The 14,697-nt window shown below is 36.1% G+C and carries 11 protein-coding genes and 1 rRNA gene; 2 read left to right on the forward strand and 10 right to left on the reverse strand.

The genetic code is table 11. The features are described 5' to 3' along the window. Positions 1–3 precede the first annotated feature (3 nt). Both rrf and B6D18_RS00870 read left to right on the forward strand, forming a co-directional pair. Positions 4–119 (forward strand): 5S ribosomal RNA (gene rrf, locus B6D18_RS00865). 270 nt (positions 120–389) lie between these two features. Further along, the gene (locus B6D18_RS00870) at positions 390–935 is read left to right on the forward strand and encodes an NADAR family protein (RefSeq protein ID WP_086362715.1); all 546 of its coding nucleotides are present in this window, start codon (positions 390–392) and stop codon (positions 933–935) included. Between the two features lie 70 nt (positions 936–1,005). Here B6D18_RS00870 and B6D18_RS00875 read toward each other — a convergent pair whose 3' ends face one another. The 10 genes from B6D18_RS00875 to aroD all read right to left on the reverse strand — a co-directional run bounded on the left by B6D18_RS00875 (position 1,006) and on the right by aroD (position 14,693). Then, complete coding sequence (locus B6D18_RS00875) at positions 1,006–1,800, reverse strand: ABC transporter ATP-binding protein (protein WP_086362716.1); 795 nt, start codon at positions 1,798–1,800, stop codon at positions 1,006–1,008. A 2-nt stretch (positions 1,801–1,802) separates the two neighbouring features. After that, positions 1,803–2,747: an ABC transporter permease gene (locus B6D18_RS00880; RefSeq protein WP_086362717.1), complete on the reverse strand. Its 945-nt coding sequence runs from the start codon at positions 2,745–2,747 to the stop codon at positions 1,803–1,805. A gap of 61 nt (positions 2,748–2,808) precedes the next feature. Then, a complete protein-coding gene (locus B6D18_RS00885; RefSeq protein WP_086362718.1) occupies positions 2,809–3,786 on the reverse strand; it encodes an ABC transporter substrate-binding protein in 978 nt (325 codons plus the stop codon). A gap of 248 nt (positions 3,787–4,034) precedes the next feature. Next, complete coding sequence (locus B6D18_RS00890) at positions 4,035–4,997, reverse strand: ABC transporter substrate-binding protein (RefSeq protein ID WP_086362719.1); 963 nt, start codon at positions 4,995–4,997, stop codon at positions 4,035–4,037. 119 nt (positions 4,998–5,116) lie between these two features. Continuing rightward, positions 5,117–6,025 carry a formate dehydrogenase accessory protein FdhE gene (gene fdhE / locus B6D18_RS00895; protein WP_086362720.1) on the reverse strand — a complete coding sequence of 303 codons (909 nt, stop codon included), beginning with the start codon at positions 6,023–6,025 and terminating at the stop codon, positions 5,117–5,119. Positions 6,026–6,114: 89 nt separating this feature from the next. Further along, positions 6,115–6,813 (reverse strand): formate dehydrogenase subunit gamma, encoded by a 699-nt coding sequence (locus tag B6D18_RS00900; protein ID WP_086362721.1) that lies wholly within the window; start codon positions 6,811–6,813, stop codon positions 6,115–6,117. Further along, positions 6,806–7,780 (reverse strand): formate dehydrogenase subunit beta, encoded by a 975-nt coding sequence (gene fdxH / locus B6D18_RS00905; RefSeq protein WP_086358780.1) that lies wholly within the window; start codon positions 7,778–7,780, stop codon positions 6,806–6,808. Before fdxH ends, B6D18_RS00900 begins: the two co-directional genes overlap by 8 nt. 15 nt (positions 7,781–7,795) lie before the next feature. Next, complete coding sequence (gene fdnG / locus B6D18_RS00910; RefSeq protein ID WP_086362722.1) at positions 7,796–10,864, reverse strand: formate dehydrogenase-N subunit alpha; 3,069 nt, start codon at positions 10,862–10,864, stop codon at positions 7,796–7,798. A gap of 287 nt (positions 10,865–11,151) precedes the next feature. Beyond that, entirely contained in the window at positions 11,152–13,575 is a 2,424-nt protein-coding gene (gene plsB / locus B6D18_RS00915; RefSeq protein ID WP_086362723.1) for a glycerol-3-phosphate 1-O-acyltransferase PlsB, read from the reverse strand. A 353-nt stretch (positions 13,576–13,928) separates the two neighbouring features. Beyond that, the gene (aroD, locus tag B6D18_RS00920) at positions 13,929–14,693 is read right to left on the reverse strand and encodes a type I 3-dehydroquinate dehydratase (protein WP_086362724.1); all 765 of its coding nucleotides are present in this window, start codon (positions 14,691–14,693) and stop codon (positions 13,929–13,931) included. Positions 14,694–14,697 lie beyond the last annotated feature (4 nt).

The raw sequence follows: 14,697 nt of genomic DNA on the forward strand, positions 1-14,697 counted from the left end.
ATGTCTGGCGGTAATAGCGCGGTGGTCCCACCTGACCCCATGCCGAACTCAGAAGTGAAACGCCGTAGTGCCGATGGTAGTGTGGGTATTACCCATGTGAGAGTAGGGTGCCGCCAGACTTTTAAATATACGAGCCCAGCAGCAATGCTGGGCTTTTTTGCATTCTAAGAATAGTTAAATAATTTCTATACACAACCTTATTATAAAATACAACGTTATATTTCTTTTACACATCATACATAATCTTAAATGCTTTTAATGGATAAATAGCTATATGAATGGATATGGTTCTTTTCTATTAAAAAAATAAAATATTTTTTACTAATACGATATTGGTATATTGATGAATATACATATAACATATTCGTTAGTGATGATAAGGAATTTATATGGATCTATTAGAATTACGCCAGCAATATAGAAGTGGTAAACGATACAAATATATATACTTTTGGGGACATGTAGAAAAGCAACCTTCTATCATAACAAAGAGTTGTTTTAGCCAATGGTATCCAAGTCATTTTGAGGTTGATAATATTTACTATCCAACCGCGGAACACTATATGATGGCTGAGAAAGCAAGATTATTTGGTGATGAGCAAATATTATCAAAAATACTTACTGCTAATTCTCCGGGATTAGCAAAGGCGTTAGGGCGTCAAGTGAAAGGCTTTATACCAGATATTTGGGATGAGCACTGTTCAAATATAGTCATAAATGGTAATTTTGCTAAATTTTCACAAAATCCAAAGTTAACTGATTTTATATTATCAACCAAACAAAGGATATTAGTAGAAGCAAGTCCAGTTGATAAAATATGGGGGATTGGCTTGTCCCAGGATGATCCTAATATTGATAATCCGTTAATGTGGCGTGGAAAAAATTTGCTTGGATTTGCTTTAATGAATGTTCGCCAACAATTACAAGAAAAATGATGAAATTATTTATACTAATTTTGTTGGTTAAGAAGCAATATTTAGCTAATAAATATTGCTTCTTGATTTATTAACCTAATAATAAGGCATCGTCAGTTACTTTTTCACCACGAGTTTTTTCAAACATGTCTAATAAATCTGTGACAGTTAATTTATCTCGTTGTTCTCCTGACACATCAAGTACTACTTGTCCTTGATGTAGCATCACTGTTCTAGTGCCATATTCTAATGCTTGTTTCATTGAATGAGTCACCATCATAGTGGTTAATTGGTTTTTCTTAACAATTTTATTCGTTAGATCCAAAACAAATTGGGCAGTTTTTGGATCGAGAGCCGCTGTGTGTTCATCAAGTAATAATATCTTTGATGATCGTAAAGTTGACATGAGTAGGCTGACGGCTTGTCTTTGTCCACCAGAAAGCAAGCCTATCATATCTGAAAGTCTATTTTCTAAACCTAAATTTAGCGTTGCTAATTTTTCTTTAAATAAAACACGCAGATTACGATTTAAAGCTGGTCGTAAAGTGAAATTATTGCCTCGATTGTAAGCAATAGCTAAATTTTCTTCTATGGTCAAGTTTTCACAAGTTCCAACCATAGGATCTTGGAATACTCGTGCCACCATTCCGGCTCTTTTCCAAGCAGGCCAGCGTGTAACATTTTTATTATCGATGATAATAAGGCCAGAATCAGCAATTAGATCACCGCTAATAACATTAAGCAACGAGCTTTTTCCTGCACCATTGCTACCAATTATTGTAACAAATTCACCTTTTCTGATACTGAGATTCAAACCACGTAATACATGATTCTCAATTGGCGTTCCTTGATTAAACGTCAATTGTAATTGTCCCACCCTAATCATGCTTACTTACCTCTTCTTTTTGCATATTTCTTTAATTGTTTTGGTAATACTAATGCCAATATAACCAATATTGCTGTAATAAGATTTAGATCTTCAGTACCTACTCCAATTTTTTGTAAGAATTCATTACTCAGTGCGAAAGCGATAAATAACCGATATAAGATTGCACCAAAAATAACTGCAATCATAACTGCCCAAATGCGTTTTGTTGGGAATATGCTTTCACCGATAATGATTGAAGCAAGACCGATAACAATAGTACCAACCCCAATAGTGATATCAGCCCCACCTTGTGTTTGCACAAATAATGAACCACCTAGAGCGATTAATCCGTTTGATATTGCCATCCCTAAAATAGTGATTGCACCTGTTGGAATGCCTTGAGATTTTGCCATCCGTTGATTAGTACCGGTTGCTCTTAGTGCCAATCCAACTTGGGTATTAAGAAATAAATTCAGTAGCAGCAAAAAAACCACAACAAACGCTAAAATCATCATTGGTTGTACTAGATATTGATTGCTGTAATCTTCAGCCATAAATGGTGAAAAAATAGTTTTTGCATATAGTAATGGTAGATTAGGGGATCCTGCCATTCTTGGGGTTTCGTCCATAATATATGGACCCATCCCTAAAATTCTTAAATTAATAGAATATAGACCTATCATCACAATAATACTAGATAGTAATTGTAATATATTGAGTTTAACATAGAGTACTCCAGTCATTGCACCCGCAATACAACCAGCAAACATACCTAAAAATGTTGCTATCCATGGATCAATACCAACGTACATACACAATCCACATACTGCACCACCAAGTGGGAAACTTGCATCAGCTGTTAAATCTGGGAAATCAAGTAATCTAAATGAGATAAACACCCCCAGACTAACTAATGCATAAATAAGTCCTATTCCAATTGAGCCTAATAAAAATTCAAATGACATGAAAAAATCCACTAAAAAGTAACCGCCAAATTTGGCGGTTTAGTTATTAAAACGGTTTAAATTATTTTTCGAAAACTTTTGCTGCTGATTTTAATATTTCTTCCGATAGCGTTACACCTTGACGTTCAGCAGCTTTCTTATTAATTGTTAGTTGTGTAATATTTCCAACCTGTGGTGCAATATCACCAGGTTTTTCACCGTTAAGGATTCGAATAACAATTTTACCAGCTTGACGGCCAAGATCATAATAACTCATTCCTAAAGCGGCAGTCGCTCCTCGTTCAGCTGAATCAGGATCAGATGCTACTAGCGGAATTTTGTTTTCATTGGCAACTTTTGCTAAAGCTTCATAAGCCGAAACGACGTTATTATCGGTTGTTGTATAGATCAGATCAACTTTTCCTTTTAAACTTCTTGCTGCAGTTGAAATATCAGAGGTTCGTTGTGCTGGTGCAGCGATGATTTTCATGCCTCGTTTCTCAAGTGCAACTTGTAATTGTTTAAGTACAATTGTTGAATTAACTTCACTTGGGCTGTAGACATAACCGATATTTTTCGCATCAGGTTTGATTTTTAACATCATATCAATTTGTGATTCTAGTGGTAAAGCATCGGAAATACCGGTTACGTTCGTTTTAGATGCATCCCAACTTGGCGTCAATTTAGCCGCAACCGGATCTGTTACCGCAGTAAAAACGATAGGGATCAATTTGGTTGTTGCAACTAACGCTTGAGTACTCGGTGTGGCAATTCCAACGATAGCATCTGGTTTATTGGCAACAAATTGTTTAGCTATTTGTGCAGCATTAGCGCTGCTACCTTGGGCACTAGCAAATTGTAACTTTAGATTTTCACCAGCAATATAGCCATTATCTTTTAACTCATCTTCAACACCTTTACGGACATTGTCTAAGGCTGGATGTTCGACAATAGCAGTGATGGCAACAAATTTCTGTTCGGTTTTGTTATCTGCCGATGAAAAAAATGTTACTACGGATAAACTGAGTAACATAAAAAGTTTGAATATTGAATTTCGCATTTGCTATTCCTGTAATATTTATTTTACATTCAATCTAAATATTTGCTTACTATAAAGCAAATTCGGACAATTTTCTATAGTTAAAAGAAAGTATATGTGTAAATTATTTGTTACAGTTTGTGCTATTTTTGTAGAAATAAATACGTTATTTACCAATAAACGATAGAGGTTATTTTTGCGGAAAGCGGTTTTTAAACCCTTGCTCATTGAAATGAGCAAGGCATTTGATGGTTATTTGAGATAAGAATTTATTTTTGACCGATAACTTTATAGGCTGATTCGATAACATCTGCTGATAAATCAATCCCTTGCTTCTTAGCTGCATCAATATTGACCACCAAACGTAATGCTTGACCTATCTCTGGCGTAATATCTCCTGGTGCTTCACCATTTAAAACTCTTACCACAAGTTTGCCTGATTGGCGGCCAACATCGTAATAACTCATACCATAAGCGGCAACTGCACCACGTTCAATTGCATCGGGGAATGATGCTAACAGAGGTATTTTATTTTCGTTGGCAAATTTAACTAATGATTCATAAGCCGAAACAACATTGTTATCTGTTGTCGTATAAATAAGATCAACTTTTCCTTTAAGTGTATTAGCCGCAGTTGAGATATCTGCGGTACGTTGAGCAGGTACCGCGATTAATGATATATTTTGTTGGCTAAGTTGCTGTTGTAGGTTTTTTAGCACTACAGTTGAGTTAATTTCACTAGGACTATAAATATAACCTACAGCTTTTACATTAGGTACAATTTTCTTCATAAACTCAATTTGAGGGCCTATTTCTTGATAATCTGAAACACCTGTAACATTGTTATGTGTTGGTTCCCAGTTTTTGATTAATTTAGCTGCAATTGGATCGGTAATTCCAGCAAAGACGACTGGGATTTGTTTAGTCGCGGCAACCGTTGCTTGGGCACTTGGTGTAGCTATAGCGACGATAACATCAGGTTTAGCTGCGACAAATTGGCGTGCAATTTGTGCGGCTGTAGCACTGCTACCTTGGGCACTTCGATATTGTACCTGCAAGTTTTCATTCAATTTAAAACCACTTGCGATTAACTCATCTTTTACCCCATCACGGATTTGATCTAATGACGGGTGCTCAACAATTGCGGTTATCGCAACATTTTTTATGGTATCAGCTAAACAGGAAAATGATGTAATTACTAACATCACTATCAATAATAAATAACGTCTCATTATCAAGAACTCATAAACTAGTACAGTGATACTATTCTAGTCTTAATAATTTAAAATGTTAAGTAATATTTTTATAATTAATTATTATAAAAAGATAAAATGTTCCAGATTGAGAAATTTTATTTTTGTGCAAAAACAAAAGGGTTTATCCCACTTTTTGCGAATCCTTCTTTTTCTGTTTTTATATCTAAGATTAATGATGCAACATCATCGGCAATAACTTCTATGTGTGGATCTTTATCTTGATCTAAAATTTTCAAATAGCTTTGACAGGCATCACAACATTCAGTTTTTATTGCTGCCATTTCGTTATCTAATGAGAAATATTGGATATCTTGCATATTATCGCAACAAGTACATTTTATCCGTGGTACATACCATTCGCTTTCACACAAACTACAATGAAGGTATCTTAAACCATTATTACCGCCAAGTTGAATCACACTAGCAACCGGTAGGCTATTACAAACAGGGCATAGCCAACTTTGATCAGTATTTTCAGCGACTGCTTTTCCTTTAATTTGATTAGCCAGTTGACTGTAATAAACCGATAATGCAGACCAAATAAATATAGATTCGTTGCCTTCGACCAGATCAAATTTACCTTGTAGTAAACTAATCGCTTTTTCTTGCAGTTGTTCAGGATTATTTTGTTTTAATCGTTGAATTACGGCTTCGATTTGTTCACTGGTATCTGAAAAAGAATTTAATAGTTCAGATAAATAATCTTGCCAAATATCATTTAATGCTAAATTCTCTAAACTTAATGGCGCTAAGTCATTATTGAGTAAATTTGGTGCTTCAATGGTGTTTTGTTGGTTAATTAATTTGGCTTGTTGCTCTGCTATTTTTGCACAAAATAGTAAATAATCGCTTAATGGGTTATTTTCGGCTAAAGTTTTTAAACGTGCCGCGCGGTGAATATAAAGTGTTTTTGTTGATGGATAAAATAGCAATGGGATCTGCCTAATTACTGAGCTTATATTTTGTTGTTCGAGTTGTTCTTGCGAAATGATTTTTATACTCATTATTGATTACCACTTTGAGGTTTTATCCAGAATTGATTTAGCCATTTAGCTAATCTGCTGATTAATATCAGCAGATCTACTATTACACTTTATAAAGCAGGTTTTTGCTCAGTTTGCGGTGATTGTTCAACCTTAGTTTCACTTTCGGCATTAAGTTCTTGCTGATAAACTTTTTTCATTTCTTCTTCGTACCATGATGAATGATTTTTAAGCGCCCAAGCTCGAGAAACATAGCCAGTTATCATACCTTTTATTGAACCTTTTACCCAAAGTGCCATATAAGCATGCCCAATGGCTAATAAAATAAGACATATAGCTGCAAAAGAATGTAAAAATATGGCAATACGGACTATTTGAATTGGGAAATAATCGGAAACATAGCGACGCCACATAATTAAGCCTGTGACAAATAATACAAAGATCAGACTCATAATGCACCAGAATAGAAATTTCTGACCAACATTATATTTACCGATCGGAATACCTTCTTCTTTACCCATAATAACGTGTTTAAAGTTTTTAATCCATAACAGATCATTTTTATTTGGAATATTATGATGTGCGAGTTTTATAAACATAAACATTAATAAAACGAATACGACACAACCAATGATTGGATGCAACGCTCTAACTAGTTGTGGTGTACCAAGAAATAATCCAAATAGCTTAATGGATGGAAAAAACAGGGACAAACCAGATAGTGCCGTTAGAATAAACAAACAGACCATACACCAATGACAGAAACGTACAATAAGTGGTGTTCTTAATATCATTCCTTTTTTATTCATGATGAGCCTCCGTTTGCGACGAATTAGGCGTATTTTTTCGGCCAAAAATAGGCAATCCTAAACGTTTTCTTGCTTGTTTATCTGCTTCTTTTTCGTGTTCTATATCTTCTTCATCGACTTCAATCGCACCGACACCCATATAGTGGAACAGCAATCCACCAAAAGTAGCGACAAAAGCAGCTGCTGATAGTGGCTTCCAAGCACCTTTCCAGAATTTAACAATTTCACTAATTTGTGGGTCTTTTGGTAAGCCATGATAAAGTTCAGGTTGATCGGCATGATGTAAAACATACATAACATGTGTGCCACCCACACCTTCTGGATTATAGAGACCAGCGTGTTCAAATCCACGTTTTTTCAAATCAGTAATTCGATGCTCGGCATGACGAATCATATCTTGTTTGGTGCCAAAATGAATTGCTCCCGTTGGGCAAGTTTTTACACAGGCTGGCTCTTGGCCAACTGCGACGCGATCAACACATAAGGTACATTTATAAGAGTGATTATCTTCTTTACTAATTCTAGGAATATTAAATGGACAGCCGGCCACACAATATCCACATCCAATACAGTGTTCCGATTGAAAATCAACAATACCATTAGCGTATTGAATAATCGCCCCTTCAGACGGACATGCTTTTAGACAGCCAGGATCAGAACAGTGCATACAACCATCTTTACGAATAAGCCATTCAAATTTGCCATTAATTTCAACTTCTGAATAGCGCATAACGGTCCATGCTTTAGGCTCTAAGTCGGCAGGGTTGTCATAAACACCGACGCTATTACCTATTTCGGCACGCAGGTCATTCCATTCGCTACAAGCGACTTGGCAAGCTTTACAACCGATACAAGTAGTTACATCAATTAACTTGGCAACTTCCTGCTGATAATCTCGTACACGAGGTGCAGGGGTTAAAGCGTTAGTTGCTGAGCGGCGAATAATATCTTGAGTTTGTAATGACATAATTTATCCTCCTTCTTATGCCGCTGTAGTAACTTTTTCGATATTAACTAAAAAAGATTTATATTCTGGTGTTTGTGAATTAGCATCACCTAAATGAGGTGTTAATTCATTAACCAAGAAGCCTTTTTTTGTTTGCCCAGTGAATCCCCATACAATTGGAATTCCTATGGTTTCGATCTCTTTACCATCAACAGTCAAAGTTGGTAAACGTTTTGTCACAACTGCTTTCGCTTTGATATAACCTCGATAAGAGGTAACTTTTACCGTATCGCCTAATTTTATGCCTTTCTTATTGGCAAGATTTTCACTTAATTCTATAAATTGTTCTGGCTGTGTTATTGATGCTAGTCTTGCATGTTGAGTCCAGAAATGGAAATGTTCAGTGATACTATAAGTTGTGCCGACATAAGGAAACTCGTCAGCTTTACCCAAACGAGCAAGATCTTCTTTAAATGCTCTAGCAACAGGATTATTCACCTGTTTAGGATGCATTGGATTATTGGAAATTGGTGTTTCAAATGGCTCATAATGTTCAGGGAATGGGCCATCAACCAAACGATTTAAGCAGAATAATCCACCTAAACCATCATTATTCATGATAAATGCACCAGCACCAGAGCTTGGTGATAATGTACCTGTAAAGTCAGCGATATCATTACCATCCCAATTTGTACCGTTCCACTTGATTAATACTCGATTTGGATCCCATGGTTTACCATTTTCGTCGGCAGAGGCGCGGTTATACAGCACTCGTCGATTCATTGGCCATGCCCATGCCCAGCCAGCATGGATACCTTTACCGGATGGATCACTAGGATCTCGGCGTGCCATTAGGTTACCTTGTTCAGTCCAAGAGCCACAGAATATCCAGATCCCTGATGAGGTGGAGCCGTCAGCTTTTAATTGTGAAAAACCACTTAATAGTTGGCCTTTCTTCAAAATAATATTGCCATTATCATCAGTTAAGTTAGTTAATGCTCGACCATTACACTCTTTAGCTAGTTCTTCAGCCGATGGACCTTCTGGATCTAGATAATCCCAGCTTAAATTGTTAATTGGTTCGTGATAAGCACCACCTTCTTCTTCATAAAGCTCTTTAATTCTTAGATAAATGCGGGCAATAATTTCTGGATCATAAAGTGATTCATAAGGAGGTCTTGCTGCTGCCCAGTGCCATTGTAATAAACGTGATGAGTTAACAATTGTTCCGTTTTCTTCAGCAAAGCAGTTAGCAGGAAGTCTAAATACCTCTGTTTGAATTTTGCTTGGATCAACATCATTGGATTCGCCATGATTTTTCCAAAACTCAGCGGTTTCGGTTGGCATTGGATCAATACTAACTAAAAATTTAAGCTTAGATAATCCATCACGAATACTATTTTTATCAGGTAGTGCTGCTAATGGGTTGAAACCTTGGCAAATAAAACCGTTAGCTTGACCATCACGCATCATTTTGCTGAATCTTAAAACATCATAGGTTTTATCCCATTTTGGTAACCAATCAAACCCCCAATTGTTATCTTGAGTGGCACTCTCGCCGTACATTGCTTTCATAAAGCTAACAAAGAATTTCGGGTAATTACCCCAAAAATTGACCTCATTTGGACCGAGTGGTTTAGGGGTTTTTTCTGTCAGATATTGCTCAAGTGAAGTTTGCGATTCTTTTGGTAAGTCAAGATAAGCAGGTAAACGATTAGACAGTAAACCAACATCTGTTAATCCTTGAATATTGGAGTGACCGCGAAGTGCATTTATACCTCCACCCATGACACCAATATTACCAAGAATCAATTGAATCATTGCCGCGGTACGAATAATTTGTGAACCATAAGTATGTTGAGTCCAACCTAAGGCATATAAGAAAGTTGCTGCACGATCGTTGGTTTTGGTACTAGCAAGAGATCGACAAACATGTAAAAAACCGTCTATTGGACTACCGGTTATTTGATTCACCACTTCTGGTGTATAACGACTAACGTGTTGTTTTAATAAATTCCATACACAACGTGGGTGACTTAGTGTTTTATCTCTTAATGCATAACCATTTTCATCTTTTTGATATGCCCAGCTGGTTTGATCGTATTGGCGGTTAGCGGCATCATAACCACTAAACAAACCACTATTAGTATCAAAGTTAAAATCATCACGGACAATTAAACTGGCATTAGAGTGGGTAACCAGATATTCAAAGTTGACTTCGTTATGTGAGATAAGGTAGTTAATAATGCCAAGTAAAAAAGCAATGTCAGAACCAGCACGAATTGGTACATAATGATCGGCGACGGAGGCAGTTCGATGAAAACGTGGATCAATTGCAATCAGTTCCGCACCGTTAGTAATTTTAGCTTCAATAGCCCATTTAAATCCAACAGGGTGGGCTTCCGCTGCATTACCCCCCATAACGATAACAACATTAGCATTTTTGATATCATTCCAATTATTGGTCATCGCGCCTCGACCGAATGTCGCAGCTAAGCTAGAAACAGAAGGACCATGACAAACCCTAGCTTGGGTTTCAAGGCTTAACATCCCTAATGAACGAGCAACTTTAAACGCTAACCAACCCGTTTCATTACTTGCTGCTGAGGTAACCAACCAGCCGGTTGTTGTCCAGCGATTAACTGTTGTACCTTGTGCATTTTTTTCTTGAAAGTTTTTATCTCGGTCAGCTTTCATTAGCCGGGCTATACGATCAATTGCTTCGTCCCAACTAATCCGTTGCCATTTATCAGAACCAGGGGCACGATATTCAGGATATTTAACCCGTTGTTCGCTTTTAATATAATCAAGTACTCCGGCACCTTTTGGACAAAGAGAGCCACGGCTAACTGGATGGTCAGGGTCACCTTCAATATGAAAAATAGATGATTCGGCATTTTTTGCTCCGTCTCCTCGGCTATAAAGAAGCATTCCACATCCAACGGAGCAGTATGTACAATTATTTCGCGTCTCTTTTGATTTTAATAATTTATATTGGCGAGTTTGTGCAAGCGCTATGCTTGGGGCAAGACCCAGCGTAGCTACTGTGGTTCCAGCCATGCCACCAGCACAGATCTTAAAGAACTGCCTACGGTTAAATAGCATATGAACTCCTTAAAAAGCTGACATTACTTTATTTAGTTTGTTATGTTAGTATTAAAAAACATCCTTATTAATTGTAATGATAATATTTAATTGAATGGAAATAAAGGGATAAATTTTCAAAAGTTTGACATATATCAATAATTTTGCTTGTTATTTAGTTGGTTAAAATTTTTATCGAGATTAAATATATTGTTGGTAAAATTAGTTAAATGAAGAAATGTTTAAATTAAGGTTAGAAATGCAGTATATTCGGCTTACTGATAATAATCAAGTAAGCCTTAACCAATTTATTCTTTTGGATTAATTTCATCGATGGTTTGCATTACACGAGTGGTAATGAGTGGTTTAAGAATCTTATTCATGGTTTCGATTTTCACTAAATTAGCATCACCTTTATCATCTAAATAACCTTGTTCTCTTAGTGAGGCAACTAATGTTGAAAAGACTCCTTTATCGAAAAATTCCGGTGCATTAATACCATGAAGTATCGATAAACGTTCTGCTATTAAGCGGCCTTCTTTTTCTAGACTTGCTCGGCTAATGGTTGGATCTTTTTGCAACAATGAAAATGCAATGACATAGCGTTGTAATGTGTCTTTTGAGGATGATGCCAATAACTGTAATCCTGACATTTTTAAGTAGTTCAAGGTTAATTTATCCGGCGTGTAACTGATTAGATTCAATTCTGCATAAGTGATAATAATTTTATTAACATATTCTGTTAACTGTTCATCGTTATGATATAAAAATAGTTCTGATTTTATTAACGGGAACAGTAGCTTGACTTGCATCAGTACTTCATCGATCGAAATGCGGTTATTTTTTAGTAAAATTCGCGCGACAATTGCTGGAATGATCAATAAATGTTGGATGTTATTACGATAATAGGTCATTAATACTGCTTGATCGGAAGTTAGGCCTACCATTTCACCAACTTCATCTGTGGTAATGACGAATTTGCCCATTTCTTTGGCGTGTTCAAACATCTGTTCGGCAGTTTGATTCGGAATAGTAATTAAGTCGGAATAAGGAATGTTTTTTAATATTTTTAAAAGATAATCAATATTTTCTAATAATTTTACTTTAGTCAATGTACATTGGTCAGCAGCTAACAATATTGAACAACATAAATTCATCGCATTAATTGCAGCAGATGAATTTATGTGTTCCATTATTTGTGTAGCCAGCAGATTAGTTGTGGGCGTTAACCAGCTAGGGCGTTGTGTTCCTGTTGGATCAATCGCATCTCGCCAATCGGGAATTTGTTGATTTAAAAATTGATTTAAAGGGATAGGATCACCAAAGTTAACATAACCAAATCCTAATTTTTTCAATTTTAAAAATGCTTTAATTGTACGCCACAAGCTCTCTTTTTCTTTTTTCGCGCCACGAAGTTCATTGGCATAAGTGGCAACTTCTAAAACATGTTCATAACCTATATAAACAGGAACGATTGTTATCGGTCGATGATCACCACGCAATAATGTCTGGACTGTCATCATTAACATTCCTGTTTTAGGATCAAGTAACCTACCAGTGCGTGATCGACCGCCCTCAATGAAATATTCGACTGCATAACCTCGGATAAATAACTCAGCTAAATACTCCCGAAATACAGCGGTATAAAGTTTATTACCTTTAAATGAACGGCGAATAAAAAATGCTCCTAAACGTCTAAAAATAGGGCCGGCTGGCCAGAAGTTTAAATTGATACCTGCGGCAATATGTGGTGGCACCAGTCCTTGTCGATAAAGTACATAAGAAAGTAATAAGTAATCCATATGACTTCGATGACATGGTGCATAAACAATTTCATGGCCATTTTCAGCTAATTCTCGAACTGGATCAGCATTGGTGACTTTTAAACCTTGATAAAGTCTATTCCACGCCCAAGTCAGAACTAAATCGGTCACTCTAAGCATACGGTAAGAAAAATTAGCCGCAATTTCGTTAAGTAGTGATAAGGCATTCTTTTTGGCTTTATCCTGATCTATTTTTTTGCTTTTAGCTTCTTCTTGTATAGCTTCGGCAAGGGCAGGATTAGTTAGTAGTTTGTTAAGCATCTCCTGACGCACTGGTAACTTTGGACCAACAGAGGCAGCCCTTTGTTTGGCAAAGTGTATGCGTGCGACACGAGCAAGTTTATGGGCTAAAACAGAGATATCTTGATTATCATCAACCTTAATGTTTTTAAATGATACCGTTCGAGAAAATCGAGTGTAACAGTCACGGCCAGACATTAATATTTTGTAAAGTTTATACGTCGCGCCTAAAACTTGTAGTGAAGGTGTTTTTTTTCCTTCTTTATCCGGTTTTCGCCCAAACATAACAGATACTGGTAACATTTGTACATCAAGTTCATCATTTTGTTGATGTGCTGAGATATATTCTCTTAAAATTTCAATTGATTTATTTTTTTGTTTTTTGGAGGCAAAAATACCTGGCCCTTTATCAATATAAACGTAAGCAGGAATAGTATTACCATTAATATCAATGCCTAACAAAGGATCGGGTAAATTATATTTAAGACACAGTGATCTCACTACCATTAAGTCAATTTGTGAATTATAAGGAAGTACATACAAAATTGGCCGATGGATATCGAGATCCAATTCAGTAATGGGAGAGGTAGGGATTGGTTTACTTTTAACAAAAAGCTTAACTGGGATCTGAATTAGTGAAAAATAGATTTTTGTCCACCAAGAAAACATAAAAATAAACCTCATAGTTTGTGGCTAATTATATAGTTAAATCATTGTTAGCCATTCGTTTATCGACTGAATTATCGATGCATCATAAATTGCAAATTAATATTGTTATTTTACTTTTTAACAACAAACATTAATCCAAGTATATATGTGTTATTGTTTAACTGTTAGTAAATTTGCATAATCTTTCAGCTAGATTGTTTTAATTTATAGATTGACGATAGCAACCCATTATAAAGGCATATTAATAGCAAAACTATATAGTTTTTTGAAATTTAGTCGTTACAATGGTTGTATTAATGGATGAAAACTAGCCATCACAATCTAGTTTAAATCGTGATGGCATCGGTTTATTATCAAGCTTTGCTTTGATACATTACATCCAAAATGTAACGTAATTGTTTAACATCAAGTTGACCAGGGGCTGAGGCGTTTTTGGCGGCACCAAATGTCATAGCTGAACCAAAGGTTGTTCCTGCAATGCGGCTGATTGCACCAAGACCGGCCATTGACATGGTAATAATTGGTTGTGTAGCAAATTTTTCATTCATTTCGCTGGTTGCGGCAAGTAATGTTAATACATCATTAGTATTTTGTGGCATCACGGCAATTTTAGGAATATCTGCACCTAAGTCTTGCATTTTTCTTAATCGATAGACAATATCACCTTGTGATGGTGTTTTTTCAAAGTCATGGTTTGAGGCTACCACGAATACGTTATTTTTATGCGCAATATCGATAATTTCTTTTACATTGTCATCGCCAATAAAGACTTCAACATCAATTAAATCAACTAAGCCACTGCTTGCCATTGCTTTATTTAGTTGCATATAAGCATCTAATGGCCATGGTTTTACGCCACCTTCATTTGCGGTACGGAAAGTAAATAAAATTGGTTTATTGGGCAATAAGGTCGCTATTTTTTGTGCTATGGATTTGACTGCATCAATATTATCAACTTGCGTAAAGTGGTCAACTCGCCATTCTAAAACGTCAAAATCAATAGATTGTAAAAACTTTACTTCATCAATGAGTTCATCTTCGGTTTTTCCAATAATTGGCACAATTATTTTCGGAGTACCTTTACCTATCTCAAGCTGTTTAACTGTTACTATATTCATTTTA

The organism is Gilliamella sp. A7, assembly GCF_002142015.1.
Lineage (GTDB): Bacteria > Pseudomonadota > Gammaproteobacteria > Enterobacterales > Orbaceae > Gilliamella > Gilliamella apis_A.